We start from the raw sequence: 25,957 nt of genomic DNA on the forward strand, positions 1-25,957 counted from the left end.
CTTCTCTTTACCTTAGAAGCGGCGATCGAGAGAGAAGAAGATACTTTGACGATCGCCAAAGCCAGCTTCGCCCAACAAATACCAGTCATCATTAATCTGGTATTGCATGCCGGCAAGGGTGTTCCACTCAGATTCCAAGCGCTGCTTAACGTCAAAGCGGCCAGAGAGATTGATACCCGCTTGTTTTAATGTTCCGGACAATTCTTGCTCAACGTTTTGGTACATGGCACCGACCCAGAAACGCAAAGGGACGCCATTTTTATGGAAGTCGTAACCGACTCGTGGAGAGACCACGATGGCATCAATGGCACCATCGATCACGTTCAAATTCGTTTGGGTGTAGCTGGCATCGACAAGAGCAAATAGTTGGTCGTAGCCTCCTGCTAATACGAAGCCACCACCATAGGTGTAACCATCGAGATCGAGACGGAAAGGGAATTCGCCCAACTGCTTGCCAAGCAGGCTGACTTTGACATTGGTTTCTGAATAGCCATCTAGCGTACCCACCAAGCCATAAACATTTAAGAATGGGAACAACCAAACGTCACCACGAAGTGTCATGACATCGCTGGCTTGTTTACCCCCGCTGGCTTCCATCTTTAATAGTTTTTCTAAGCCATGTAGTCCACTCAGAGAAATGGAGTCGACGTTAATGCCTTGTTCCATACTCATATAGCTCAGGTTGACGCCAAAGGGTTTTGGTAAGTCATAACCGAGTGCTTCTGCTTTATCTTTCCAGATTGGCAGAGAAATCGAATCAGCGTTTGCTGCACCAGTGAGTAGGCAGGAAACGGCAACGAGCAAGGAGCGTAATTTCATAAGTTACTTCATTAAACGTGACGATCACAACAACACCAGGGGCCTTGAAAGAAGGACATCGACTCTGGAGTTTGTGTCACGGAAAAATCACAGCTTTATCTGACAGACAAAGCGCCACAGCGTGAGTTAAGAGTGATTCTATTTTGATATTTTTCTTAGGATCTTAACTTCGGCGAGCGCATCTTACTCCTAAAATTAAAAAAGTAAACTTCAAAGTATACTTTTGATTATTGTGCGCTATACTCTGCGTCCACTTACATGAGGTTGGTGAATCTAGAGCGATGAAACTGTCAGAAAAAAAACGCTTAGCGTTGATTGAAGCGGCTCAACAGGAGTTTATTGAGCACGGTTTCAGTTGTGCCAATATGGATAGAGTATGTGAGCGAGCAGGGACGTCAAAGCGCACCTTGTATCGCCATTTTGAAAGCAAGGATGTGCTGTTTATCGAGTCTATTCAAACTGTGCTCGAAACTCAGCGTGCGCGTTTGCAGCTTAAATACACATCAGACATTGATGTCGAAACCCAGCTTAGAACTTATTTGCATGCAAAATTGGATTCCATGTATGAGGACTTCGGCTTGCCATTGGCCAAAATGGTGATCAGTGAATTTATGCGCACACCAGAGCTGGCAGAGAACTACTTGCATCAACTTCAACGTCAAGACGAGTTGTTGGAGAACTGGTTTACAGAGGCTATTGCGGATAACAAGGTCAAAGCGCTCGACCCTGCGATGATGAGCTGTATGTTGATGTGTTTATTAAAGGGGAACTGCTTATGGCCGCAACTGGTTGCCAATCAAGCAGTACCAAGTGCCGAGCAGCGCAAGAAAATCGTCGAAGATATTCTCACGCTGTTTTTCGATGGCTACCGTTGCTAGCTTCTCCGCTTTATTACCGAACTAGTGATGAAGCACCTAAGCCGTGATTAAGTGATGTAAAGATGAGAGCTGGGTGTGGTTCCATGTCCAGCCGTTATTCACTTGATTATGGATTCCGCCTACCCAGTAATCTTGTAAGAAAATTGAGTGTCCATTAAGGCATTCACGGCCGTTCTCGCTGATATTCACTTGTTGTTCCCACCAATTCTTATCCAATGAATCAACAGTAAACAGTGGGTTTTCTGGTTGCGCGAGTGGTAGCAGTAATGCATAGAACATGACATCACCAAGAGTGGGGATTGGTTCTTGTTGTTGGTACTTATGAAACCAATCTTTCACTTTGATTGGTTCATTTTGCTCGTTCAATATCTGCAAAGCCAAATGTTGTGTGAAGCTCAATCCTGATTCTGACTGTGGCAGTTCTTGAAGATGTCGTTTCATCACTGCTTTGATGTTCGGCAAGCAATCTAACTCATGTTGTTCTAACAGATTAACGATTGGCTGTGGTGTTGGAGCTTGCAAGGCTTGCCAGCAGCGTTTGGCTTGGCTAAAAAGCTTCGCTGTCACTGGCTTTCTATGTTGCCAGCATGAGCGAATCGCTTCAGCAGGGAGTTGCCCAAAGCCAATAAACCGCTCAGTTCCCGGAAACTGATTGAATTCGATGATCTCAATGATCTTGCCTTCGGTTTCCTCTAGCAGAGAGAGCCCTCGAAGTAGCATGAATTGATCGTAGGCATCATGTTCGACCCAAAAAACGATGCGTTCGTATTGCTGGTCGAGCAGGGTATGGATATTGCTTTGCTCAAGCTGCGCTACTTCTTGTACCGAGTCTTTTCTTCCCATAACAGGCAGTAATGTGTCTACAACGTATTGTGCTCGAATCGCGACAAATCCTTTTTCATCATTGGGAATGGGACCGATGCACAATGGGTCAATCATGGGTAAGAAGTCCCCTTCGAACCCGCATGTCTTCAGTTGCTGCTGAATGTCGTGCCCACAACGGACATGGAGTGTTTTTAGTTCGGCATCAAGTGGATTTGCTTGGTTATTGATGGCGAGCTTGTGGCTCTCTAGTTCTTCCACATGAGCTTTTAACTTGCTCCAACTGGGTAAGCCAAATTCTCTAGCTAGAGCGTGTTGAACATCTGCAAGCTGGATAGACTCTGGCGTGAGGCCCTCTGGTTGGGAATGAAACTGCTTAACCTGTTCAAGTGCGTTGGTGTCATTGTGGCGAATTGCTTTTAAGCGCTTTTTCGCAACAGACTTTTGTTGGTTAAGGTTAATAGAGAAGCTATTGTGGGATTGCATTTTTCACCTTTCTTATCTCTTCCACACTCGCCTTATTAGAAGTTAAAAAGAAGGTAAAAACAGATTGTTTCTGCTAACAAAAGCAGGGAAGTTGAGTTGCCATGAACCGAGTTCTTTCCGCGAGTGTTGGGTGCTTTAGGCTTGAGCTGCTTTAATGGTATGTAATCGAAATGGGGTTCGCAACTTAGAATCATATAAACAAGCAAAACTGCTTTTGATCTCACATAAAAAAGCCCCAACGTTTTTGTTAGGGCTTTAAAGACTGTTTATGAAAGCTCAGCGCAGGCTGTTTGTTGAATTTGCTTGTTTTCGCGCTTATCTAACGCGCCGCTTAAGCGAGTCAATAGAAGTGCAGAGATGACGACCACACCACCGACCCATGGCGTATTCATTAAGCCTGCTCTTTCTACGATCAAACCTCCACTCCATGAACCGAGTGCAATACCTACGTTAAAGGCAGCGATGTTCAAACCAGAAGCAACATCAACGGCATTAGGTGCGTATTTTTCTGCCAGTTTTACTACGTAAACTTGCAGCCCAGGTACATTACCGAAAGCAAAAGCACCCCAAACCAAAATAGTAATCACAGCAGCAATTGGGTTGTATGCGGTAAAGTTGAGCACAAACAAGATTGCGGCTAAGCCAGCAAAGATGATCGTCAGTGCTTTTACGGGGCCAAATTTGTCTGCCATTTTGCCGCCTTGGATGTTACCCACCGCGACAGAGACACCATACACCAGCATGATCAAACCAACCGCACTCGCATCAAAGCCCGATACCTGCTCCAAAATTGGCGCAAGATACGTGAACGCGGTAAAGGTGCCGCCGTAACCTAGCGCAGTAATGGCATAAACTAATAGCAAGCGAGGTTGGGTGAGTACTTTTAGCTGATCTTTTAAAGAAGCCGTCGCGTCTTGCTTTAAGTTGTTCGGAACGAGTAAAGCGCTACCGACTAAGGCAATCAAACCAAGAATGGCCACAATTAAGAATGTGGTTTCCCAACCAAAATGTTGTCCGATGTAAGTGCCTAGAGGCACGCCAGTTACTAGCGCAACCGTTAGACCAGTGAACATAATTGCAATGGCACTTGCGGCTTTTTCTTTGGAGACCAAGCCAGTGGCGATCGTCGAACCGATAGAGAAGAACACGCCGTGAGCCAAGCCCGTTAAAATACGTGCGGCGATCAGAGTGTTGTACCCCGGAGCTTGCCAAGCTAACAGGTTACCGACAACGAACAAGCCCATCACAGCGAGAAGCACGTGCTTGCGATTCATCTTGCTTGTAAGTGCAGTTAAAACTGGTGCGCCAATAGCCACGCCTAATGCGTACAAACTCACCAGCAAACCTGCAGAAGGTAAAGAAACGTTAAGGTCTGCTGCCATGGTTGGAATTAATCCAACGATAACAAACTCAGTTGTCCCTATCGCAAAGGCGCTTAGGGTTAATGCTAATAATGCGATTGGCATAATTTACTCTCTCATTTTGTTCAAGCGCACGTCTCAGATGCGCTATCAGTGAGGGAGAGTATGAGGAAATTGGCCTTTGCAAAAAATAGCACTTAACACAAATGACTTTTGTGGTTTTAACAACAGTTGTATGGCCAGTTAAATGCGGTCTTTTGCACTATCAAGCAGTGCTTGATAAAGAGCGAGTGTGGCTGGTCCGCTCTTCGCGCCTTTTGGTAGCGTGAGGTGTAGTGCGACTTGATATTGGTTTGAATGTTCAAGGTCTAATACCTTAATGCCTGCACTGTGGCGGTACTCTACGAGATGTTTAGGGAGTCGGCAGAAGCCAACGCCTTGCTCTACCGCTCTAAAAGCGTGGTCGAAATTATCCACCGTGATTCTTTGACGCGCGCGCAACCAGCCCACGTCTCGTTTTGCCTTGTCTGACTCACCGAGATCTCGAACCACAATTTGGCTGGTGGTCGCAAAGTCCGCTAATGAAACGTGTTCTTTCTTTGCCAATGGGTGCTCAACTGCAATAACGGGCACCATGGTTGTTGTGCCAAAGGCTTCTGCTGGATAGTTGGTGATCGGAAGATTGATAATGGCGATATCTGCTAACTCATTGACCACCATGTCAGTGGTTTTACTTAGCGAAGTTTCCACGACCTGAACGGAGGTAGTGCTGTTTTGTGCAAAAAATTCACTAAGTGGTGCATAGAGCCAGCTTGGATCGCACAGATGATCTATCGCTACGGTAATTTGCGATTCCACACCATTACTTAGCTGTTCACTGATCATTTCCAGTTCATGGGCTTGTTCGAGCATAGACTGTGCTCGGCGCAACATGGTCTTACCGTGCTCGGTTAACCCAGCCTTTCGACCTTTCACTTCTATCAGTTTGATGCCCAGTTGGTCCTCGAGCTTTTTCACTGAATAGATAAGTGTTGTATGGCTTTTATTGAGCGTCACTGCGGCTGACTGAATACTTCCAGCTTGTTCAATCGCTTGTAATGTTTGCCACTGCTCTAGGGTTGTTTTGAGTCTCATTGGTCAGTTTTTTCGACAGGTAATGGCAGAATTATGAACTTTTTTGTCAGTTTTATAAAGGTAATAATCCTCTCATCGAAAGCGAGTCAAAAAAGAAGAGGAGACTCAAGATGGCGAAATTACTGCAAGTTGATTTTGAATTTCATGGCCCATTTGGTGAAGAGATGTCGAACGCACTGGTAGAGCTAGCTCAGTCAATTAACCAAGAGCCAGGCATGATTTGGAAAATCTGGACGGAAAGCGAGAAAGACAAACTTGGTGGCGGCATCTATCTTTTTGAAGATGAAGCAACGGCGCAAGCTTATCTCGAAATGCACACTGCTCGTTTGAAACAGATGGGTGTAGAAGAAGTAAGAGGACAGATATTTGATATCAACGCACCACTGAGCACTATCAACCAAGGTCCAATCGGAGAGTAACATTATGACTAACCGCACTTTTCTAACCGTTCATGGCGTCATTTACACGTTATTTGCTTTTGCACTGTTTTTTGTCCCGACCATGATGTGGCCGATGTATGGTGTACAAATTAACGACCAATATGCGCTGTTTTTGTCGCAGCATACGTCGATCTTTTTAGGAGGGATTGCTGCGGTCAGTTTGATGCTACGTGATGTTGAATCTGGCAACACGGCGAAACAACTGTTCAAAGCGTTGTTGGTCACGAATCTCTTAGGCGTGGTGATCACCACTTACGCTGGCATTACAGGTGTGTTTGTTGGCTTTGGGTGGAGTGACCCTGCTTTCTTCTTGCTATTGAGTGTGCTCACTTTTCTTCAATGGAAGAAGCAATAAGAATATAAACGGTTACTGCTGCACAAATAAAAAAGCCCCGCGATAATGGCGGGGCTTTGTGTTTCTAGCTAGATGTTACTCACTTTTATAACTGTAGTTGTAGTAACCGTAGCCATATCCATAAGAGTTTGATGCCTTCTTCTCAACTGCGTTCAGAATCACGCCTTTTACCTCTACGCCTGATTGTTCAAATCGGCCTTGGGCAACTTCAATCTCTTTCAATGTCGTCTGGTCAAATCGAGCAACCATCAAGGTTGTACCTGCTAGCGCACCAACAATACTCGGATCCGTTACAGCAAGCACTGGTGGTGTATCGATAATAACCAAGTCATATTTTTCTGACATCGCTTCGATGAAGTCTTTGAAGCGTGGGTGCATTAGTAGTTCTGACGGGTTTGGTGGTACTTGGCCGCGAGTGACAACATCAAGGTTTTCAATTGATGTTTCTTTGATGATGTCATCGGCGGTTACTTTACCACTAAGGTGATCTGATAGACCGTTGTCCCAACGCAGACCAAAACATTGCTGTAAGTAGCCTTTACGCATATCCGCATCGATAAGTAGCACTTTTTGACCTGTTTTCGCAGCAACAGCCGCAAAGTTGGTAGAAACAAATGTTTTACCGATAGACGGAGCAGGACCTGAAATCATCAAGATGTTATTTTTCGCTTCCATCATAGCGAAGTGTAAACTTGTGCGAAGGCTACGAAGTGCTTCAATAGAAAGGTCTGCAGGGTTTGCTTCAGCCAGCAGAACAAGTTCTTTATTTGCTTTACCTTTATTGCGTTTCAGTTTACTTGCGAATTCAAGTTGTTGAATAGACTTCGGTACACTCGCGTATACAGGCATACCCATTTGTTCGATTTGGTCAGGTGTTTCTACGCCGCGATGGAAAGCCGCGCGAATAAGAACGAACGCTACACCTACCATACCACCAAGCAGTGTGGCTAATACAACAATCAGGGCCTTCTTCGGTTTAATTGGTTTAGAGAATGACTGCGCACTGTCTAGAATACGTACGTTACCAACGGTGCCTGCTTTAATAATGTTCAGTTCTTGAACCTTGTTTAGAAGCTGGATGTAAATTTGTTGGTTTACTTCAACGTCACGTGTCATACGAAGTACTTCACGTTGTGTTTTAGGCAGTTTTTGTACTTGTTTGTTTAAGCGTTCTTTCTCTTTTAGAAGTGTTTGGCGTTTATCGAGAAGCGACTTATACGCAGGGTGGTCTTGAGTAAAGCGTTGGCTGATTTCACTTTCTTTAAAAGTAAGCTCATTCAATTGTGCTTCTAACTCAACCATTACTTTCAGTGTTGATTGCGCTTCAAGGCCAAGGTCAATAGATTCGTTCTCTTGACGGAATCGGTTCAAGATATCTTCCGAAGCAGTCAGCTTGACTTTGATGTCTGGTAGGTGGCCCTTTAAAAACTCAAGGCTTTGTTCTGCTTCTGCAGAGTTACGCTGAACGTTTTGTAAGAAGTAATTTTGACTAACATCATTCAAAATAGCTTGGATACGAGCACGATCTTCGCCGGAGAAGCTTAAAGATATAATTCCAGTTTGCTTGCCTCGTTCACTGATAGACAAGTTTTGTTGAAGCTGGTTGATTGCATCAAGCTTACTGATTTTGCTAACGGTGAAGGTAGCGCCATCTTGGGCAAACATCTCATTTGCCATAAATTGGTAACCGTCTTTGTCGATCAATTCACCAACTGTACCTTCCAGAACCACGCGGCCATCATCTTGAAGCAGTTTGAACGTTTTTTGTTCTGCATCGAGCACTTCTAGCGTGTGTGGGATGCCGACCGCATATGATGGGATGTTAAAGCGCGAAACAGAAAGGCGGTTTTGTTCACCTTGAAGGCGAGCAAGTCCTTTACCAATGAAAGGTAGGTAGTTTGGGGTTACCACGGTGGTTAAGTTGAATTTATCAACGGTATCCCCAAGGATCATACGTGACTTGATGATCTCAATTTCGGTCGTTGCAGATGATTCGGCAGAAAACAATTCGCCCATATCACCAACCATTGCTGAAATGCCACCTGAGCTCTTCTTCTCAATTTGAATAAGTGCGTCAGCTTTGTATATGGGTGTCGATAGAATGGCAACACCGACACCTACAACAGAAAATAGGAAGACGGTACATAATATAAACCACTTGGCATCAAGGATGATCCCAAATAGCTTCCCCAAATCGATTTCATCGTCGACTTGACGTGATTGTTTAATAGTTTGTGTTGTCATTACATTAACTTCTTAAATACCTTGCCATAGGCGTTTGAAAATGAGCCTTTCGGCTTATAGTTTTTTAGTCCAAGCTTGTGCCGCTTCATTTATGAGAGCATAAGCGTGGTCGAATGCTTCTTTGCTCTGGCGATATGGATCGGGTATGTTCTTTCCAATCCACTGGCCAAACAACATTGTTTTGCCGCGAGCTTCTGGAGCAATCTTGGTTAAGGCTTCTTGGTGGCCTTTCTCCATGACTAAAATCAGATCATATTGTGCACATAACTCAGGTGTTAATTGCTGAGCGCAGTGCCCTTCTAAACTTATTCCGTGTTCAAGTGCAACTTTAGTTGCCATTTCATCAGCAGATTTGCCCGTTAAGTGGCTTTTTTCTACGGCAATACCAGCAGATGCCACCTTTTTATTTGGCAAAAGAGACTGTAAAAGTCGCTCTCCTGTTGGTGAACGACAGATATTACCTACGCAAACCACTAAAATGTTAGAAAACAAATTCTTTTCCTTTCTAAGTGAACAAATGTTACGAATAACGTTTGCTGCTTAAAAATTGATGTTTTAGAGGGAGTTAAGTTACTCCCTCTAGACATATTCGGTTTAAGGCCAGTTGCGGATACGCAGTGCGCCTTCCGTCAATTCGTTGAAGCCAGAAATTGTTGGTACTAACTGTGCGATAACACGGTTCCAACGGCTAATTGGTGCTGCCGTGACATAAACGATATCGTAAGGGTTTAAGTCAAACTCGGTACCAATCACAAGTGCAGAGGCATCTGACACATCGAGCTGGTAGATATCAGCCATCTTAGATTCTTCTTTTGAACGACGGATGACAAAAACGCCCGTTGCGTCAGCTGAGATTTGGCTAATGCCTCCGACGTTACTTAACGCTTCTGTTAGGCTCATACCCGCACGGTCGATCTTGAGTAGCTTTGGATCGTTAACTTCACCCATCACAAATACTTTTTGTGCGTCATTGCGCGGTACGTGAACAATATCACCCGATTGAAGTAGGCGGTTTTGAGTGAGATCGCCTTGTTGCATTAATGCATAAAGAGAAACGTCCTGAACTTCACCGCCACGCGTTAATGTTGCGTTGCGCCAATCTGCATCTTGCGCTAGACCGCCTGCACGGTTAACCGCATCAAGAAGGGTCAGTGGAATGTTTGTGATGGCTTGTTGTCCTGGTTTGTTCACTTCACCAGTTACATAGGTTTTCTTTGAACGAAAAGCCGCGACGCTCACATCAACTTGTGGGCTTTCAATATACTTAGCTAGGCGTTTTGCAATGTCCGTTCGAATTTGACGAACGTTTTTACCTTCAACTTCTACAATACCGATGTACGGATAAAAGATGGTGCCATCTGCATGAACCCAGTTACCAGCTTCGGCAGAGCTACGGTAAGAACCAGCTGGGATAGTAAGCTCTGGATGATCCCAAATAGTAATGTTCAGAATGTCACCAGGACCAACGACGTACTCGTACTTAGCGATCTCGATGTCGAGTTCTGGGTTAGGTTTAGAAAATGGTTCTGCTGCATTTAAAGAACTGACGCGATCTAAAGTTAGGGGATAAACCGTGACTTGAGACTCAATGTCTGTTGCTTCGGTAGTCATTACCGTTTTGTCACTGGTGGAAAGGTGGCTGCCAGGTACGGTACACCCAGCTAGAACGATTGGAAGAAACGTAATCCCCAAAACTTTGTTAAATGTATTCATTGGTTTCTAGCTACCGAAAGAAAATTTGCCGACTGAAATTGGTTCACTTTTTGTATGACGTGAGTACGCCTATAAATAGCGTTTCTCTCATCGTCTTTAGCCTTTATAAAACGATTCCATTCAGTATTATTTATGTAATAAATGCTCCAAAAACGCACTTGACGATTCAGAGTTCTCATTTTTATTTATGAAGGTTGAAAATCTGACCATCAAAAAATAGACAACTATTATCCATCTTGTTGCAATGAAGGCAACCAGAACCTTAAAAAATACTGACAAATACCTGACAAAAATGGGGCTATCTCAAGTTAATGGTGAAAATGCGCCGTTTTGCACATGAAAACAGCTATTAATGTGAAAAAACTCATACCAAAGTTTTATGCATCCTATTTACACTATATGCAACTGCCGTTATGCTTTCCGATGCGGTCGGATATAACAAAAAATATTGGAGCTAATTTTGAAAATCAAACTTTTAACGGCAAGTGTGGCGGCGGTGCTACTGGCTGGCTGTGGTAGTGACAGCGACCCTGTAGTGAAAACCTATGCAGTTCAGGCTTACGATCCAGCAGTAATTGGTATGAAGGTTGAAGCAGTATGTGGTGGTGAGACTTATGAAGCGATTGAGCTTACTACGAACTACAAAGACATGGTTGGTCAAGCGCGCTTTGAAAACCTAGCTGTTGTAGACTCACCAGATCAATGTGAGTTTGTATTGACTCATACGGATTCAAGTCGTGACGCATCAAACGGTAAGCCAATCACCACTGACTATGCGATTCCACAAGGTCTTGCGCAGGCTGATGGTTTAGTTACGGGCTCTCCGTTTACAACACTTATTGCAGGTTCTCTAGGTGAAGGTGAAATTTACTCAGCTGACGTAGCTGAGAAGGTTTTTTCTGATCTAGGTATTGATATCAACGCAATCGGTGTTTCTGTGGATGAGCTTCTACTGAACACTGAGCAAGTGGTTCAAGATCTACAAGAGCAGGGCGATGACGATGCGTCGGCCATCGCTACGCAGTTAATCGCAACAGCAAACGTTGTTTCAGATGTTATTAAGGCTAACCCAGAAACTTCACCTGAGGCAATTTCTGTAGCTGCGAAAGCTATTACAGAAGAAGTAATTACAGCTAACCCTGATTACCCACAAAGCGAAACTGGAGAGGTTATTTTCGTAACTATTCCAGCTGAAGATACACAAAAGGTTGTTGAAGAAGTTAAAGATGCGATTGAAGCAGGTACTCCTGTCGAAGATATCAAACCTGACGTACCAACTATCCCTGATCCTGAAGTAGGTGAACCTATCGAACCTGAAGATCCACCGGGTGGTGGCACAGGCGGTACTGGCGGTAACTAATCGTTAGGAACAAATTGATACTAAAGGCCTCATTCGAGGCCTTTTTTGATCTTTGGTTGATTAAACGATCTTTCTCATTATCGCTTAGCCAATCCCTTACTATTTAGATAAGGCAGGATATGAGGGCGAGACTCTCCTGATAGCTTTCCGGCGGTTTCTTGTGACCATGCGCTCTGTTTTTGATTGCTTGTGCGGCTCGCGTAGTACTCTTGCATGGTTTGATCGTAAGTTTGTATATCGTCTACATTCAGCGCTTGGTATTGGTTTTCGTGGACAATAACGTTAACGGGTAAGCGTGGTTTTACTTCTGGATCTTGATCAGGGTGGCCCAAACACATACCAAACAGGATAGCGGCGTTTTTAGGCAAACCGAGTAGCTCATCGACTTGCGCAGCATTGTTTCTTAAGCCACCAATGTATACGCCACCTAACCCCATAGACTCTGCAGCTAACAAACAGTTTTGCGCCATTATGCCGGAATCCACAGCGCCAATCAGAGTCAGCTCAGTAAAGTCGGCTTGAACGTCTGGGTTGATGGTTGTGTGACGCTGGTAATCAATGCAAAACACCAAAAATTCTGCGGCACTTTCAACGTAAGCCTGATTGCCAGCGTATTGTGCTAGCAGTTTGCGCTTTTCTGCGTCTGTCACAAGAATGATAGAGACCACTTGCAGCATGCTAGAAGAAGAGGCGGCTAATCCAGATTGGAGAATAGTTTGTAGTTGTTCACTTGCAATAGGCTCAGAGGTGAACTTACGAATAGAGCGATGACCGAGAATGGTTTCAATCGTACTGTTCATGATCAATCAACTTCCTTAGTTTGTTCTTAGTATTGGCTGAATCTTCACCATAACGCTATTTATATTGAGCGTAAACCAGCATGCGCTTCAAACTGTGGCGATGCGCAAAAGGTGAGGTGCTTGGAAAGTACAGTGAACATAAAGTGACGTTATTTATAAAGTTGGGTATATAATGATTTTTAATAATCAATAACTTACCAAATGTAGAAAACATGAAAGAACTGATACTTCATACCGTCACTGTATTCATGGGCTTTTTTGCCATCATGAACCCAATCGCCAATATACCTATCTTCTTAAGCTTGACAGCGGATGAAGACAAGCAAACCGTGCGTTCAATTGCGTTTCGTTCTGTATTTATCGCCTTTGTTATCGTTGCAGTGTTCGCTATTGCTGGCAAAGTCATCTTCGACCTATTTGGTATTACCCTTTACGCACTGCGCATTACTGGCGGTATCTTAGTATTCCTCATTGGCTTCCACATGTTGCAAGGGGAATCGACACACAAGAAGACCAAGGAAAAGGCTTATTCACCGGAGCAAGAACAAGCCGCGTTGAGCATTGCCGTTTCACCATTAGCCATGCCGATATTGGCGGGGCCAGGAACACTTGCGACGGCGATGAACTTTGCAACAACGGGTGGAATCACCGAAACCATCATTACCATTGCTTCATTCGCAGTCCTTTGCGTGATGACTTATGTCCTGTTTTTGTTTGGTGACAAGTTAGTTAAAGCGGTTGGTCCAAGCGCACTGAATGTGATCACTAAAATGATGGGATTGATCCTTGCGGTGATTGGCACACAGATGTTTATTGAAGGTGCTGCCGAGGCGTATAAAACCGTCTTTGCGTAATCTCTGATTGAACGACTAAAAATCCACATCAACGTTTTGGTTGATGTGGATTTTTTGATCCTAAGTTTCCACTTAAAGTGCAAGAAACACATAGACTTCGCCTATCTCAATAATAAGAATAACCGATTGTTGCTGTAGCACGAATTTCAGTAATCTTTTTAACGTCTTTATTGGGGGGAAACATGGCAACAAAAGCAATCGTAGTCGAAGGTGGCGCAATGCGTGGCGTCTTTGCTAGCGGCGTATTAGATGCATTCTTAGAGCAAGACTACAAACCATTTGATTTTGCGATTGGCGTTTCAGCCGGGGCTTCAAACTTGATCGGTTATCTAACTGATTACCCGCACCGTAGCATCAACGTCATCACTAAATTAGCAACCAGCAAACGCTTTTTCGATCCTACCCGCTTTTTGAAAGGTGGAGATTTGATCGACGTGAAATGGTTATTTGAAGAGTCAAATCGTTTGTACCCAGTCGATGAAGCGAAACTGTTTGAAGGCATTCCTTTCTTAGCGGCAACGACGAACATCAATACAGGTAAAGCGGATTACTACCGAGTGAATCGTCATAACTTCCACAATGCGATGGAAGCAACAACCGCTCTGCCTATCGCTTACAAACATACTCCGTGTTTCTCCGGTGGTTGCTATACCGATGGTGGTGTGGCGGATTCCATTCCTGTACGAGAAGCTTACCGTCGTGGTGCCCGTGATATCACGGTTGTTCTTTCACATCCTTTGGCTTATGAGAAAAAGCCAGTGAAGACGCCTTGGTTAATGAAGAAGTTGTTCGCTGAACATCCACAAATGGCAGAGGCAATGCTTCATCGCTCAGAGAACTATAATGAGTCGCTTGAGTTTATTCGCAACCCTCCCAAAGGAACGCGTGTTCGCGTGGTTGCTCCGCCAGATGAATTCAACGTTCAGCGATTGTCTATGCGTCAATCTGTCTTGCTCGAAGGCTATGAAATGGGGTTGGAAGCTGGGCGCGCTCACCTTACCAATCGGGCTGGTGAACACGGCTTGGACAGAGAAAACTGCCATTTTTGTATTTAATTCTTGAGTATGAGGAGTTAGTCCAAATCGACTTCAAGCGCTCCCCAAGATGAAGGTTCTCCTTCTCTTGTCAAGGGGAACAGACGAGAGTCAGGTTTGGCATAACTTAACCGATGCAGTCGCTGAGTCACGTGGTAGCTATCAAGCCCCGAAATGGTCACCAAGTCGAGTAGTTCCAAATCAAGATAACCATCTGGCATGATCGCTCTTTCCGGTGCGTGCACCATTAACACTTCACCAATCAGCATCTCTGTTTGGTTGCTCTCAATCTTGATGTGCTCTCTCAAAGCTAGGCCCATTTTGAGGTTACTTTCAAGGACAAAAGGCGCAGGAAACGCATCATCGTAATAAGGTGTGAGGCCTACGGCTTGAAACTCTGAGATATGCTTTGGGTAGCGCGCGGAGGTTTGATGGGCCTTTTGCACAAAGTCGACGCCGATAGCGTTGATGGTGAAATGCTTGGTATCGAGGATGTTTTCTAGCGTGTGACGTCGGCTTTTGCGTGGACGAACGATAAAGCCGAATAGAGGTGGATGCGAACCCAAATGAACCACCGAGCTCACCACCGCTAGGTTCTCTTGTCCCTGCCTGTCCCTTGTGCCGATGAGGTTAGCGCTTTTGTATCCCGCTAGAGAGTTTATCAATCGGGTGCGTTGGCGTTGCTCCATCGCTTGAATGTCGTGCTTCGAAAGTTTGATGTTTTCCATATCCTTGAAAGGGGCGGGTGAGCCCACCCTCCTTGTTAGTTTTATTTCGGCATGATGACTTCATCAATGACATGAATCACGCCATTCTTTGCTTTGACGTCGGTGGCGATTACGGTAGCGTTATTGATCATCACTTTATCGCCCATGGTTTTGATCATCACGTCTTGCCCTTGGACTGTCGCCGCTTTATCCATTTTCACTACGTCTGCGGCCATTACTTTGCCCGGAACCACATGGTAAGTAAGAATCGCGACCAACTTGTCTTTGTTATCTGGCATCAGCAACATATCAACCGTGCCATCTGGAAGCTTAGCAAATGCTTCGTCAGTCGGTGCAAACACCGTAAATGGGCCTTCTCCTTTAAGCGTGTCTACTAAGCCTGCGGCTTTGACTGCTGCCACCAAGGTGTTGAAGGAGCCATTTGCAACGGCGACATCAACAATATCTTCTTTCATCATTCCGTGTTCGTGGGCTTTTGCTGGCAGTAAAAATGAAAAGGTGGCAAACAAAACCGTGGTCGTAACCAAAATACGTTTCAACATAGTGCATTCCTTTAGTTGTTTGGGGACCGCTCTCTCCCTGATAAAAGTCCCTGTTTGTACGCACGCTTCTCTCTAGGCGATCAACTGGCTTTCTTTTTGATCGAAGGCCGAACTTGTTGTGCCAAAATTCTCGCTCCTTCCACTTTCACTTCTGTGCGTTTGCGCCATGCCCACAATCGCTCTCTTGCTGCTTTTGCGCTTGCCTCTACGTTTACGACGGGCGCGAGATATCGGGAATCGGGATCCAGTTGGTACATGACGGTTTCCATTGCGGTCATTTTCCATGGCTCAAACAACAAGGGAGTAGGAACCATTGCAAGTTCTGGGATCCATTTATGAATGAACTCACCGTCAGCATCGTGCTCTTGTGCTTGTTTCGTCGGATTGTAGATGCGAATCGTGTTGGTGCCAGTCACACCTGCTTGCATCTGAAATTGTGGGTAATGGATTCCCGGTTCAAAGTCGAGGAACAACTGAGCTAAGTGGGTCACGCCATCGCGCCAATCCATGTTCATATGATGCGTTAAAAAGCTCACTAACATCGCACGCATGCGAAAGTTGATGTATCCGGTGTGATGAAGACAACGCATACACGCATCGATGAGCGGTATCCCGGTTGTGCCTGACTTCCAAGCGTCCAAGAGTGTCTCATCTCTGACGCTTGCTTGCTGTAATAAAGGTTCATAAGCCCTATTGACACAACGAAACTCCATTTCGCATTCGGATTCAAACTTCTGCATAAAGTGACAATGCCAATGCAGTCTCGAAGACATTGCAATTAAGCTGCGACGAAACCCTGCCACTTGCCAATGTTGCAGCAGGCATTGGTACACTTCTCGAAGCGATATATTGCCCCATGCGAGATAGGGAGAGAGGCGAGTGCATGCAGTTCGAGATGCTGTCGGGCTAGAAATACTTCGGTAATAATCGCGCCCTCGGCGTTGAAAAAAGTCTTCCATGGTTTGCCAAGCGAGCGAACTTCCGCCTGTTTGCATCCCTTTTATTTTTTTCAACCAAGAAGGTGGTGGAGTAAACGAACAACCAAGTGCTTCAACATCAAGGGTAATAAGAGAAGCACTTTCAAGGTCGATAGCTTCAATTTCGGCTCGCATAACCGTATCCCAATGCTTATCCCAACCGAGTCGGTTTTTTGCTCCTCGAATGACTGCGCCATGTTCAAATTCGCGCCACGGAATCCTTTGTGATTGAAGCCATTCTGATACTTGTTTATCTCGTTCAAACGTACAACCCAGTCCGATTTCTTGATGGGAGAAAATAGCATTGATGTTGAGCTGGTTTTGAATCGCGCTGAGGCAATCTATTGCGCTACCCGACATTACGGACACTTGATGGCCACGAGCCGAGAGTGTTTCGTTCATATCTTGGAGTGATTGCCAAATAAAACGCCAGTGACGAGCAGAGTAATGCGGGTCATCCAGTAACATGGGTTCGACAATATAAAGCAGCACAGTTGGATGTTCTGAAGATAAAGCGTGTTGTAAAGGCGTATGGTCGGTCAGGCGTAAATCGCGTTTTAGCCACACTAAATTGATTGTTTGCATTGTGCCCCTCGCTTGTTTTTTCGATTTCTACGTATTTGCGGGGCGTATTTCTCACTCAGTGATCGATTTTATTGATGTTGACGTAGAGGCACGGAGCAAGGAGGTGCTTTATGTCTATGCCACTCAGTAAATTGGAAAAATTCTTCTATATCGACAAGCTCGTTATCCACTCTCTCGATCTCGCTTTGTATCAAGTATCCGTCTTAGTCGATGGAGAGGAACACTTTGTTACCGACGATAAAGGCAAGTTTTTAAGAGCGCATTCGATACTGGAGTTGCAAAAGCAATGTCGTCACTTGAAAGCGAAACAGCAGGTGCTTCGCCAACAAAGTGCCTATGACGAAATGGTTGGGCAGTCATCCAAAGATAGTACTAATGAATTAGAGGTTCCTCTGCGTGATAACCAGCTTTACTGACTGAGAAATAACCAAAAATTGAACTCGACGCCATGTGATGCTTGCTAGACTGACATAAAGCATCACACGGAAACGGCTATGCAGTATTACCCAACTCAAGACATTATCTCTGAGCAGCGGTTCGGCTTTGGGCCCCTTTATCAACACAGTTCGCCAAGTTTAGAAAAGCAACTAAGCAGTAAGACCTATTGGCACGAGGCAATAACCAAGTTGCCGAGTACAAACGAAGTGTTGTTGGAACTGAGAAAGCTCAATGACACCAAACGAGAGCTCAAACAATCCCCTACCAAAAAACGTGAAGTGCAAAAGCAAATCGGTGCGTTCTTTCGTGAGCAATATTTGCGACAAGTCGAGGCTCGCAACCAACAGACGTTGCACACTCCATATGGATTTCAGGAACGCTTAATTCAATTTTGGAGCAACCATTTTGCTATATCGGCAGACACCCGAAAGGTACGTCCGATTGTGGCAAGCGTCGAAAATGAAGTGATTCGAGCACACTGGAATGGCAACTTTGTTGAGATGCTCTTAGCGGTGAGTCAGCACCCAACCATGCTGATGTTTCTGGATAACAACTTGTCGGTAGGACCGAACTCCAAACAAGGGCTGAAACAGGGTAAAGGGCTCAATGAAAATCTCGCGCGAGAAATCATGGAGCTGCACACGCTTGGTGTTGATAGCCAATATACGCAACAAGACGTAATTGAGCTGGCAAAAGCCATTACTGGCTGGAGCGTTGGATTCAAAGCTCCAAAAGTTGGTTTCCAATTTAATTCAAGAACCCATGAACCAGGCTCGATGACTTTGCTTGGCAAGCGCTATTCTCAACAAGGTATTGAACAAGGCCGAGCGTGTTTGAGAGATCTTGCGCTTCATCCTGATACCGCAAAACATATTGCACGTAAGTTAGTGCAGCATTTCTTAGGCCCTTCCGGTGAAGCCCTGGTTGAACCGCTCAGCCAAGCTTATCTAAAAGGTAAAGGGGATTTGCTTCCGGTTTATCGAGTGTTGATTCAAAGCGCTTTGAGCCAATCGGCAGAGGCGGTGCGTTTTCGCACTTCTCAAGAGTGGTTATTCGCGGTTTTGCGCAGTGCTGATGTCCGTTTTCCTGAATCGAATGACATGCAAATGAGCAAGTCGGGGAATAAATTACTCGGTGCGCAAAGAAGCTTAGGTCAGCCTCCTTTTATGGCGGGTTCTCCTGCTGGTTGGCCAGACAAAGACGCGGATTACAACAGCCCTTCGGCATTAACTCAGCGGTGGCAGTTGGCGAATCGAATCGCTCGGCTGGCGGTGAAAAGTGCCAAGTCCCAAGGTGTGAAACCACAAGCTTTTGTTGAGCAAATTAGCCAACAGCTCTACGGCGACGCGTTGGACGAACACACAAGGTTGGTGATGAACAAAGCCCCATCTGCAGAGATGAAGCTTTCTCTACTTTGGCTTAGCCCGCAATTTCAGTATCGATGAGGTGAGTGATGACAATAGATAAACATACGAACTTAACATCGACTCGTCGACAATTCTTGAAATCCGCTTTAGCCGTGGGCGCAACAAGCTTGTTGCCTAATGCAGTCTTTGCTCAATCTAGCTCTCCAAATATCTTTGTTTGGATTACGCTGCGTGGTGCGATGGATGGATTAAACGTTGTGGTTCCTTATGCTGATAAGCAGTATTTAGCTCTCCGTCCGACGATTGGTTTAGCAACAGAAAAACTGAATAAACTCGACGATTTTTATGGTTTGCATCCGGCGATGAAAACCAGCTTCGAGTGGTATCAAAATAAGCAGATGGCAATGGTTCACGCTTGTGCCACCGCGTATCGTGAGCGTTCTCATTTTGATGGGCAAAAGGTGTTAGAAAACGGTACAGACAATCCGTTACATCGTGATGGGTGGTTAAACCGATTGCTACAAGTGGATGCGAAGTCGAAAGGTTTGGCGATCGATTCAGGGCTACCTTTGATTGTTCAAGGAGAGAAGGCGGTCAGCAGTTGGTATCCAAATAATTTGCAAGCGAGAGACAGCCAAGTGGAGCTGCTAGAGGCGTTGTTTCAAAGTGATGAGAAGCTTGCGAGTAATTTTGAAGAAGCGCTGAAGATTGAAATGATGTCGAATCGAAATCGTCCCGGTAAGCAGTTTCCTGTGTTGGCGTATCAAGCGGGAACTTTTCTCTCTGCAGAAGGCGGTCCTAACATCTTGGTATTGGAACTGGGTGGATGGGATACTCATGCAGGCCAAGGCGCAGAAACAGGAAGGCTTGCCAATCAATTACGTAAACTGGATAACGGTCTTGCCAACCTAAAGAAAGCGTTAGGAGATAACTGGTCGAAAACCGTCGTGATGGCGGCAAGTGAATTTGGACGCACCGCAGCGGAAAACGGAACCAAAGGCACCGATCATGGAACAGCAAACGCCATGTTTATTGCTGGTGGAGCCATCGAAGGAGGCAAAGTGTTGGGAGAATTTCCGGGGCTTGCCCAAGCTGAACTCTATGAAGGGCGAGACTTAGCCCCTGCGAATGATATGAGGGCGGTGATCAAAGCCGTTCTACAGCAACACATGAGCATAGAATCGAGTGCGCTAGAAAGCGTATTTCCTGACAGCGGCTCAGATAAAGCTTACGCAGGCTTTATCAGAACATCTTAGTTTTTACCTTCCAACGATAACAAAAACGCCCCGTCTCCAAGCCAGAAGCGGGGCGTTTATATTTAATGTGTTTGAATCTTACGCTTGTTTACGCTGAGCTTCTTTCTTTGCCAGTTTTTCTGCGCGTCGTTGCTGGCGTTGTTTGGCACTTTCACCACCGACGTGTTGTTCGCCACGAACCGCTGCTAACGACACTTGCTTTTCACGTTCGCGGAAGCGCGCTACCTGTTCTTCACTGTGCTTACCAAAACATTTCGGGCAGCTTACGCCTTGCTCAAACTGCTCTGATTGTTTGTCTTCTTCTGTGATTGGCAGTCGGCAAGCGTTACACAAGTCGTAGTCCGCTTTTTCTAGCTGGTGGTTCACCGCAACGCGACCGTCGAATACGTAGCAGTCGCCTTCCCACAAGCTTTCTTCTTCTGGTACTTCTTCAAGGTATTTCAGAATACCGCCTTCTAGGTGGTACACCTCATCAAAACCCTGCTCTTTCATGTAAGCAGTCGACTTTTCACAGCGAATACCACCAGTACAGAACATTGCGACTTTTTTGTGTTTCTCTGGATCCATGTTTTGTTTTACATAGTCAGGAAATTCGCGGAACGTGTCCGTATTTGGGTTGACTGCACCTTTAAATGTTCCGATCTCGATTTCATAGTCATTACGAGTATCAACCACAAATACTTCTGGATCAGCAATCAGATCGTTCCAATCTTGCGGCTTCACGTAAGTGCCAACCACATGACGAGGATCGATACCTTCAACGCCCAGTGTCACGATCTCTTTCTTTAGCTTTACTTTGGTGCGGTTAAACGGCTGATTATCTGAGTACGACTCTTTGTAAACAATACCAGTAAGGCGAGGCTCGGCATTTAGCCATGCAAGCAAAGTATCAATACCTTCGCGTTTCGCTGCAACCGTACCGTTAATACCTTCACTTGCCAGTAGCAACGTTCCATGTACACCGTGGGCTTCCATTAGGGCAAGCAGTGGCTCGCGTAACTCTTGGTAGTTTTCCAGTTCCACAAATTTATACAGGGCGCAGACAACATACTGACTCATGATTATTCCTTACTTTAAAGGGTCGATGGTTCGACGGCTCGATACCTAACAATTTTAGCGGCTCGGAGTATACCTGAGTAATTTAGTCGGAAATACGGACAAACTATGCGGATATTTTTAGTCATGTTTCCCCGGCGTTTTTTTCAACAAATTTCAGCGCGTAGCATTGGAAGTTAAAGGGTATGAAAATTTGAACCAGATCACATTTGTTATTCTTTTCTAGAAATGAACTAAGTTAATGAAAATTAAAGCTTTGTGGAAAACTTCATCACTTTATCACGTTTGTGGTGCTTGCCTCTGATTGCTGTTCCTATCGAGCTTGGTGTCAGTGTCAATATGTTTCCTTACCCTCTTCATGGTCAGTTCCAACTTTTAAAAAACTTTCTTGTAATGATAACTATTATCATTTAGATCTATTGCGTACATATGGTGCTCAATATTTAAACTACACACAAGATATAGATTATGGACGTTATAAAACGAGATGGACGGAAAGAAAAAGCCAGTCTAGATAAGGTGACTCGAAGAGCCGAAGCGCTGGCTGATGGACTAAAAGTCGAACCTATTGCGATTGCACAACGCGTGGTAAGCGGTTTGTACGACGGCATTAAGGTGACTGAAATCGATGTGTTCCTCGCTGAAACGGCAGCAAGCCTCGCGACGGAACACCCTGATTATGCCAAGCTTGCGGCTCGCGTGATGGTGAGTTCTCTGCAAAAAGAAACCAGCGGATACGCAACTGCTACACGTGAGCTCTCTGAAATCGGTATTCTTTCCGATGCTTACGTCGATTTTGTTGCCAAGAATCAGTTTGCGCTCGAAGAGATGATTGACTACAAACGTGACTATCAGTTTGATTACTTCGGCTACAAAACTCTCGAACGTTCCTACCTATTGAAAGTAAAAGGTGTGGTGGTTGAACGACCACAAGATATGTTCATGCGTGTAGCGGTCGCTGTCGCAGGTGACGATCTTGAAGAAATTAGAGAGCTATACGATTTGCTCAGCCTTGGTTACTACACCCACGCCACGCCAACGTTGTTTAATGCTGGCTGTAAGATGCAGCAACTGTCTTCGTGTTTCCTATTAGCGATGCAAGAAGACTCCATCAACGGCATTTACGACACCCTCAAAGATTGTGCGCTGATTTCTAAATCGGCGGGTGGCATTGGGCTACACATCCACAATATTCGAGCGACGGGTGCGCCAATTATTGGCACTAATGGTGTGTCGAATGGCATCGTGCCAATGCTGAAAGTCTTCAATGAAACGGCTCGCTATGTCGACCAAGGTGGCGGTAAACGCAAGGGCTCGTTTGCGGTTTATCTGGAACCTTGGCATGCGGATATCGAATCCTTCCTCGATTTACGTAAGAACCACGGTAAAGAAGAGTTCCGCGCTCGTGATTTGTTCCTCGCTCTATGGGTGCCAGACTTGTTCATGGAACGTGTCGAAAACGACGCGGAATGGACTCTGTTTAGCCCACACAATACCAAAGGTTTGTCTGATTTATACGGCGCTGAATTTACTCAGAAGTACCAAGAATACGAGCGTATGGGCTTGGGCGTGAAGACCATCAAAGCCCGCCAATTGATGACACAAATCATTGAGTCGCAAGCCGAGACGGGTACACCGTACATGCTCTACAAAGATGCGTGTAATGAAAAGTCGAATCAGAAAAACCTCGGCACCATCAAATCGAGTAACTTGTGCGCAGAGATCATGGAAGTCTCAACGCCAGATGAAACGGCGGCTTGTAATTTGGCGTCCATGGCACTGCCTAAGTTCGTTACAGACACGGAGTTTGATTTCGACAAACTTCACCAAGTTACCAAAGTCGCGATTAAGAACCTCGACCGCGTTATCGATGTGAACTATCACCCAACCGATAAGATTGAAAAATCGAACCACGCGCATCGTCCTGTTGGTTTGGGTATCCAAGGGTTGGCGGATGTGTTCTTCAAAATGCACCTTCCATTCGATAGCGAAGAAGCATTGCAGCTTAACCGTGACATCGCGGAAACCATGTATCACGCCTCCCTTGAAGCGTCTTGTGAAATCGCGGCGCAAAAAGGCGCGTACTCCAGTTATGACGGCTCACCAATCAGTCATGGTCAGTTCCAATTTGATCTGTGGGGTGAACAACCAAGCAGCCGATGGGATTGGTCACAGCTCAAGCGCCAAATCGCAGAGCATGGTGTGCGCAACTCGCTACTGATTGCTCAAATGCCAACGGCGTCGACAGCGCAAATTTTAGGTAACAACGAAGCGTTTGAAGCGCAAACCAGCAATATCTATAAACGCCAAACATTGTCGGGTGAGTTCATCATCATTAACAAACATCTGGTGAGCGATCTGGAACAACGTGGTCTTTGGACGAGCAAAATCCGTGACGCCATTATTCTTAATAACGGTTCAGTACAAGGCATTGATGCCATTCCAGACGATCTTCAATCCGTGTATCGCACCGTGTGGGAAATCTCTCAGAGAGTGATCATTGATATGTCGGCAGCTCGTGCCCCGTTTGTTTGCCAATCGCAGAGCCTCAACTTATGGCTCGCATCACCAACGTTCGCCCAAATCAATGCGATGCACTTCTACGCGTGGAAACGTGGTTTGAAAACCGGCATGTACTACTTGCGCTCCAAGCCATCGACGAATGCGGTGAAAGTCACCGTTGGTCAGCAAAGCGAAGATGAAGATTGCCTAAACTGCGGCGCATAAACCTATCTCGCCAATTAAAAAGATTCACATCAACCGAAAGTAAGGAAACGGTATGATTGTTAAAAACAAATTTAGCTTGTTCCCCATTCAATACGAAGAGATTTGGCAAGCGTACAAAACGCACGAAGCGGCTTTCTGGACGACAGAAGAACTCGATTTCGCTCAAGATCTTGCTGATCTTGCCAAGCTGACCGAAGGCGAAAAGCACTTCATTCGACATGTGTTGGCGTTCTTTGCTCAGAGCGAAGGGATGATCAACGAGAACTTATTGACTCGATTTTATGGTGAAATTGAAATCGCAGAAGCGCGCTGCTTCCTTGCTTTGCAGGCATTTAATGAAGTCATTCACGCAGAGACTTACGCGCTGCAACTCGAAACCTACATCCCCGATGTTGAAGAGCGTGAGCGCTTGTTCAATGCGATTGAAAACGTCCCGACCGTGAAGCGTAAGGCAGAGTGGGTAATGAAGTGGATCTCTTCCGATAAACCATTGGCAATGCGTTTGATCGCTTTTGGTTTGGTGGAAGGCTTGTTCTTCGCTGGCAGCTTCTGTGCCATTTACTACTTCCGTAAACGTGGTTTGCTGGCTGGTTTGGCAGCAAGCAATGACTTGATTGCTCGTGACGAAGGGCTGCACTTTAGTTTCTCTGCGCTGCTATTCAAAACCTTGGGGCAGGGCAAGGTAACACAACAAGAGTTTGAAGAGATTTGCCGAGAAGCCGTTTCAATTGAGAAAGAGTTTGTAACGGAAGCCCTACCAGTGGACTTGATTGGTATGAATGCTGAGCTGATGTGCCAATACATTGAGCACACTGCCGATGTTATCGCTGGTTTGTTTGGTTTCAACCCGATCTTTGGGACGGAAAACCCATTTGATTACATGCGCTTATTAGACATGGAAGGAAAGACCAATTTCTTCGAAAAACGCGTTACTGAGTACAAACGACCTCAAGATCGCCAATTGAGTTTTGATGCGGATTTCTAACGGCAAGGAATAGCAGAGAAGAGTGATGAAAATAGAAATGTACAGCAAGGAGCAGTGCTCCCAATGTGAAACCGCTGCGATGTGGTTGCAAAATCAGGGCTTTAACGTGGCAACGCTCAAGTTGGATGTGGAGTTTGACCGAGAAACCTTGTTCGAGTTATTCCCAACCGCAAGAAGCTATCCGCAGTTTATGCTCGATGGCGAACCGATTGGTGATTTTAGTCGCTTAAAATCCGCACTCGCTTTTGAGCAAAGCGCTACTTTCTAAATTAGGTCTCTAATCCCCTTTTATTGAGAAAAGGGGATTTTTATTTCCACTTAAATTTTGTGGATGTTCAAATTATCAGTAAAAACTCGTAAAACTGTTGAAAACGTACTCGACATAAATGGTCGAAATTTGTACTGTTGATTCGCTTCACATTCCTAAAACTTCTTATCCGATAATCAGTTGAAGCAAAGATCTGTGTTTGATACAGGTCGGTTGGCAAAGGAATTCAACATGCAACAGTTTCATATCAGAAGACTAAGAGAAGAAGACGTCCCACTGTTGAAAACGCTCTTGGTCGAACTCGACACTTCTCATTATAATGCTGAACCAGATTTCTACCGTTCTCCGGAAGAAATGGCGCAGTTAAGGGAAGATCGCAACATCTTCGATAAATATTTTGATGGCAGCATCACGGCTTTTATTGCTTGTTCTAACCGACAGGTGGTTGGTTTTATCTCTGGCACTGTGCGAGAGGTCAACTCGATTCTCTCTCCAGAAAGACGCGTCGGTTATATCAATGAATTGGTGGTGTCAGAAAGCCATCGAAACTTAGGTATTGGTTTGTCTTTGATGGATAAAATCGAGAGCGATTTATGCAGCCAAGACATTGAAGAGCTCGGTTTAACCGTGGCGTCATTTAATCACGAAGGCGAAGATTTCTACCATAAGATGGGTTACCGCGTGATCACCAAAATGATGACTAAACGAGTCAAAGACTAGCGCTAATT

The 25,957-nt window shown here is 45.3% G+C and carries 25 protein-coding genes; 13 read left to right on the forward strand and 12 right to left on the reverse strand.

Features of this window, described 5'->3' with window-relative positions:
* Window positions 1-12 precede the first annotated feature (12 nt).
* Complete coding sequence (locus KIT90_RS11970) at window positions 13-819, reverse strand: hypothetical protein (protein ID WP_005437892.1); 807 nt, start codon at window positions 817-819, stop codon at window positions 13-15.
* Window positions 820-1,100: 281 nt separating this feature from the next.
* On the opposite strand from KIT90_RS11970, the gene KIT90_RS11975 reads away from it, so the two are divergent.
* Complete coding sequence (locus tag KIT90_RS11975; RefSeq protein ID WP_009706494.1) at window positions 1,101-1,697, forward strand: TetR/AcrR family transcriptional regulator; 597 nt, start codon at window positions 1,101-1,103, stop codon at window positions 1,695-1,697.
* Window positions 1,698-1,733: 36 nt separating this feature from the next.
* On the opposite strand, the gene KIT90_RS11980 is transcribed toward KIT90_RS11975, so the two are convergent.
* The 3 genes from KIT90_RS11980 to KIT90_RS11990 form a co-directional block, all read right to left on the reverse strand.
* On the reverse strand, window positions 1,734-3,005 hold the full coding sequence (locus KIT90_RS11980; protein ID WP_285376814.1) for a DUF1835 domain-containing protein: 1,272 nt from the start codon (window positions 3,003-3,005) through the stop codon (window positions 1,734-1,736).
* A gap of 266 nt (window positions 3,006-3,271) precedes the next feature.
* Complete coding sequence (locus KIT90_RS11985) at window positions 3,272-4,471, reverse strand: MFS transporter (protein ID WP_285376816.1); 1,200 nt, start codon at window positions 4,469-4,471, stop codon at window positions 3,272-3,274.
* 138 nt (window positions 4,472-4,609) lie between these two features.
* Window positions 4,610-5,500 (reverse strand): LysR family transcriptional regulator, encoded by an 891-nt coding sequence (locus tag KIT90_RS11990; protein WP_285376818.1) that lies wholly within the window; start codon window positions 5,498-5,500, stop codon window positions 4,610-4,612.
* Window positions 5,501-5,610: 110 nt separating this feature from the next.
* Between KIT90_RS11990 and KIT90_RS11995 the strand changes: the two genes are divergently transcribed.
* Window positions 5,611-5,919: a monooxygenase gene (locus KIT90_RS11995; RefSeq protein ID WP_285376819.1), complete on the forward strand. Its 309-nt coding sequence runs from the start codon at window positions 5,611-5,613 to the stop codon at window positions 5,917-5,919.
* 4 nt (window positions 5,920-5,923) lie between these two features.
* Entirely contained in the window at window positions 5,924-6,295 is a 372-nt protein-coding gene (locus KIT90_RS12000) for a hypothetical protein (protein WP_039988050.1), read from the forward strand.
* Between the two features lie 75 nt (window positions 6,296-6,370).
* Here KIT90_RS12000 and KIT90_RS12005 read toward each other — a convergent pair whose 3' ends face one another.
* The 3 genes from KIT90_RS12005 to KIT90_RS12015 form a co-directional block, all read right to left on the reverse strand.
* Window positions 6,371-8,539 carry a polysaccharide biosynthesis tyrosine autokinase gene (locus tag KIT90_RS12005; RefSeq protein ID WP_171369874.1) on the reverse strand — a complete coding sequence of 723 codons (2,169 nt, stop codon included), beginning with the start codon at window positions 8,537-8,539 and terminating at the stop codon, window positions 6,371-6,373.
* A gap of 54 nt (window positions 8,540-8,593) precedes the next feature.
* On the reverse strand, window positions 8,594-9,031 hold the full coding sequence (locus tag KIT90_RS12010) for a low molecular weight protein-tyrosine-phosphatase (protein ID WP_171369875.1): 438 nt from the start codon (window positions 9,029-9,031) through the stop codon (window positions 8,594-8,596).
* Between the two features lie 102 nt (window positions 9,032-9,133).
* A complete protein-coding gene (locus tag KIT90_RS12015; RefSeq protein ID WP_038894537.1) occupies window positions 9,134-10,252 on the reverse strand; it encodes a polysaccharide export protein in 1,119 nt (372 codons plus the stop codon).
* 460 nt (window positions 10,253-10,712) lie between these two features.
* Between KIT90_RS12015 and KIT90_RS12020 the strand changes: the two genes are divergently transcribed.
* The gene (locus KIT90_RS12020; RefSeq protein WP_285376820.1) at window positions 10,713-11,612 is read left to right on the forward strand and encodes a hypothetical protein; all 900 of its coding nucleotides are present in this window, start codon (window positions 10,713-10,715) and stop codon (window positions 11,610-11,612) included.
* Window positions 11,613-11,689: 77 nt separating this feature from the next.
* Here KIT90_RS12020 and nfsA read toward each other — a convergent pair whose 3' ends face one another.
* Entirely contained in the window at window positions 11,690-12,412 is a 723-nt protein-coding gene (nfsA, locus tag KIT90_RS12025; protein WP_285376822.1) for an oxygen-insensitive NADPH nitroreductase, read from the reverse strand.
* A 212-nt stretch (window positions 12,413-12,624) separates the two neighbouring features.
* Here nfsA and KIT90_RS12030 point away from each other — a divergent pair, with 212 nt between their 5' ends.
* Both KIT90_RS12030 and KIT90_RS12035 read left to right on the forward strand, forming a co-directional pair.
* Window positions 12,625-13,266 carry a MarC family protein gene (locus tag KIT90_RS12030; protein WP_005437917.1) on the forward strand — a complete coding sequence of 214 codons (642 nt, stop codon included), beginning with the start codon at window positions 12,625-12,627 and terminating at the stop codon, window positions 13,264-13,266.
* Window positions 13,267-13,448: 182 nt separating this feature from the next.
* Entirely contained in the window at window positions 13,449-14,321 is an 873-nt protein-coding gene (locus KIT90_RS12035; RefSeq protein ID WP_005437919.1) for a patatin family protein, read from the forward strand.
* 17 nt (window positions 14,322-14,338) lie between these two features.
* Here KIT90_RS12035 and KIT90_RS12040 read toward each other — a convergent pair whose 3' ends face one another.
* The 3 genes from KIT90_RS12040 to KIT90_RS12050 all read right to left on the reverse strand — a co-directional run bounded on the left by KIT90_RS12040 (window position 14,339) and on the right by KIT90_RS12050 (window position 17,132).
* Window positions 14,339-15,028 carry a flavin reductase family protein gene (locus KIT90_RS12040; protein ID WP_285376825.1) on the reverse strand — a complete coding sequence of 230 codons (690 nt, stop codon included), beginning with the start codon at window positions 15,026-15,028 and terminating at the stop codon, window positions 14,339-14,341.
* A 41-nt stretch (window positions 15,029-15,069) separates the two neighbouring features.
* On the reverse strand, window positions 15,070-15,570 hold the full coding sequence (locus KIT90_RS12045) for a fasciclin domain-containing protein (protein ID WP_285376827.1): 501 nt from the start codon (window positions 15,568-15,570) through the stop codon (window positions 15,070-15,072).
* Window positions 15,571-15,650: 80 nt separating this feature from the next.
* Entirely contained in the window at window positions 15,651-17,132 is a 1,482-nt protein-coding gene (locus KIT90_RS12050) for a cryptochrome/deoxyribodipyrimidine photo-lyase family protein (protein ID WP_285376828.1), read from the reverse strand.
* A gap of 110 nt (window positions 17,133-17,242) precedes the next feature.
* Here KIT90_RS12050 and KIT90_RS12055 point away from each other — a divergent pair, with 110 nt between their 5' ends.
* From KIT90_RS12055 to KIT90_RS12065, 3 genes are all read left to right on the forward strand, one after another.
* Entirely contained in the window at window positions 17,243-17,548 is a 306-nt protein-coding gene (locus KIT90_RS12055; RefSeq protein ID WP_285376830.1) for a DUF6482 family protein, read from the forward strand.
* 78 nt (window positions 17,549-17,626) lie between these two features.
* Complete coding sequence (locus KIT90_RS12060) at window positions 17,627-19,015, forward strand: DUF1800 family protein (RefSeq protein WP_285376831.1); 1,389 nt, start codon at window positions 17,627-17,629, stop codon at window positions 19,013-19,015.
* An 8-nt stretch (window positions 19,016-19,023) separates the two neighbouring features.
* Window positions 19,024-20,193, forward strand: coding sequence for a DUF1501 domain-containing protein (locus KIT90_RS12065; protein WP_285376833.1), 1,170 nt, complete (start codon window positions 19,024-19,026; stop codon window positions 20,191-20,193).
* Window positions 20,194-20,271: 78 nt separating this feature from the next.
* On the opposite strand, the gene KIT90_RS12070 is transcribed toward KIT90_RS12065, so the two are convergent.
* Window positions 20,272-21,252 carry a rhodanese-related sulfurtransferase gene (locus KIT90_RS12070; protein WP_285376834.1) on the reverse strand — a complete coding sequence of 327 codons (981 nt, stop codon included), beginning with the start codon at window positions 21,250-21,252 and terminating at the stop codon, window positions 20,272-20,274.
* Between the two features lie 465 nt (window positions 21,253-21,717).
* Here KIT90_RS12070 and KIT90_RS12075 point away from each other — a divergent pair, with 465 nt between their 5' ends.
* The 4 genes from KIT90_RS12075 to KIT90_RS12090 all read left to right on the forward strand — a co-directional run bounded on the left by KIT90_RS12075 (window position 21,718) and on the right by KIT90_RS12090 (window position 25,949).
* Window positions 21,718-23,976: a ribonucleoside-diphosphate reductase subunit alpha gene (locus KIT90_RS12075; protein WP_285376836.1), complete on the forward strand. Its 2,259-nt coding sequence runs from the start codon at window positions 21,718-21,720 to the stop codon at window positions 23,974-23,976.
* A gap of 52 nt (window positions 23,977-24,028) precedes the next feature.
* A complete protein-coding gene (locus KIT90_RS12080; RefSeq protein ID WP_285376837.1) occupies window positions 24,029-24,961 on the forward strand; it encodes a ribonucleotide-diphosphate reductase subunit beta in 933 nt (310 codons plus the stop codon).
* Between the two features lie 25 nt (window positions 24,962-24,986).
* Window positions 24,987-25,229, forward strand: coding sequence for a glutaredoxin domain-containing protein (locus KIT90_RS12085; RefSeq protein WP_029788328.1), 243 nt, complete (start codon window positions 24,987-24,989; stop codon window positions 25,227-25,229).
* A gap of 231 nt (window positions 25,230-25,460) precedes the next feature.
* A complete protein-coding gene (locus KIT90_RS12090) occupies window positions 25,461-25,949 on the forward strand; it encodes a GNAT family N-acetyltransferase (RefSeq protein WP_005441955.1) in 489 nt (162 codons plus the stop codon).
* Window positions 25,950-25,957: the final 8 nt, after the last annotated feature.

The sequence above is a fragment of the Vibrio sp. B172a genome (assembly GCF_030248355.1).
Lineage (GTDB): Bacteria > Pseudomonadota > Gammaproteobacteria > Enterobacterales > Vibrionaceae > Vibrio > Vibrio owensii.

Bases quoted from the DNA above. Each gene is read 5' to 3' on its own strand.
- KIT90_RS12050 (WP_285376828.1), bottom strand. From the start codon at position 17,132: ATGCAAACAATCAATTTAGTGTGGCTAAAACGCGATTTACGCCTGACC.
- KIT90_RS12060 (WP_285376831.1), top strand. From the start codon at position 17,627: ATGCAGTATTACCCAACTCAAGACATTATCTCTGAGCAGCGGTTCGGC.
- KIT90_RS11995 (WP_285376819.1), top strand. From the start codon at position 5,611: ATGGCGAAATTACTGCAAGTTGATTTTGAATTTCATGGCCCATTTGGT.
- KIT90_RS12070 (WP_285376834.1), bottom strand. From the start codon at position 21,252: ATGAGTCAGTATGTTGTCTGCGCCCTGTATAAATTTGTGGAACTGGAA.
- KIT90_RS12080 (WP_285376837.1), top strand. From the start codon at position 24,029: ATGATTGTTAAAAACAAATTTAGCTTGTTCCCCATTCAATACGAAGAG.
- KIT90_RS11980 (WP_285376814.1), bottom strand. From the start codon at position 3,005: ATGCAATCCCACAATAGCTTCTCTATTAACCTTAACCAACAAAAGTCT.
- KIT90_RS11975 (WP_009706494.1), top strand. From the start codon at position 1,101: ATGAAACTGTCAGAAAAAAAACGCTTAGCGTTGATTGAAGCGGCTCAA.
- KIT90_RS12090 (WP_005441955.1), top strand. From the start codon at position 25,461: ATGCAACAGTTTCATATCAGAAGACTAAGAGAAGAAGACGTCCCACTG.
- KIT90_RS12030 (WP_005437917.1), top strand. From the start codon at position 12,625: ATGAAAGAACTGATACTTCATACCGTCACTGTATTCATGGGCTTTTTT.
- KIT90_RS11985 (WP_285376816.1), bottom strand. From the start codon at position 4,471: ATGCCAATCGCATTATTAGCATTAACCCTAAGCGCCTTTGCGATAGGG.
- KIT90_RS12065 (WP_285376833.1), top strand. From the start codon at position 19,024: ATGACAATAGATAAACATACGAACTTAACATCGACTCGTCGACAATTC.
- KIT90_RS11990 (WP_285376818.1), bottom strand. From the start codon at position 5,500: ATGAGACTCAAAACAACCCTAGAGCAGTGGCAAACATTACAAGCGATT.
- KIT90_RS12085 (WP_029788328.1), top strand. From the start codon at position 24,987: ATGAAAATAGAAATGTACAGCAAGGAGCAGTGCTCCCAATGTGAAACC.
- KIT90_RS12005 (WP_171369874.1), bottom strand. From the start codon at position 8,539: ATGACAACACAAACTATTAAACAATCACGTCAAGTCGACGATGAAATC.
- KIT90_RS12035 (WP_005437919.1), top strand. From the start codon at position 13,449: ATGGCAACAAAAGCAATCGTAGTCGAAGGTGGCGCAATGCGTGGCGTC.
- KIT90_RS11970 (WP_005437892.1), bottom strand. From the start codon at position 819: ATGAAATTACGCTCCTTGCTCGTTGCCGTTTCCTGCCTACTCACTGGT.
- KIT90_RS12000 (WP_039988050.1), top strand. From the start codon at position 5,924: ATGACTAACCGCACTTTTCTAACCGTTCATGGCGTCATTTACACGTTA.
- KIT90_RS12045 (WP_285376827.1), bottom strand. From the start codon at position 15,570: ATGTTGAAACGTATTTTGGTTACGACCACGGTTTTGTTTGCCACCTTT.
- KIT90_RS12015 (WP_038894537.1), bottom strand. From the start codon at position 10,252: ATGAATACATTTAACAAAGTTTTGGGGATTACGTTTCTTCCAATCGTT.
- KIT90_RS12040 (WP_285376825.1), bottom strand. From the start codon at position 15,028: ATGGAAAACATCAAACTTTCGAAGCACGACATTCAAGCGATGGAGCAA.
- nfsA (WP_285376822.1), bottom strand. From the start codon at position 12,412: ATGAACAGTACGATTGAAACCATTCTCGGTCATCGCTCTATTCGTAAG.
- KIT90_RS12055 (WP_285376830.1), top strand. From the start codon at position 17,243: ATGTCTATGCCACTCAGTAAATTGGAAAAATTCTTCTATATCGACAAG.
- KIT90_RS12075 (WP_285376836.1), top strand. From the start codon at position 21,718: ATGGACGTTATAAAACGAGATGGACGGAAAGAAAAAGCCAGTCTAGAT.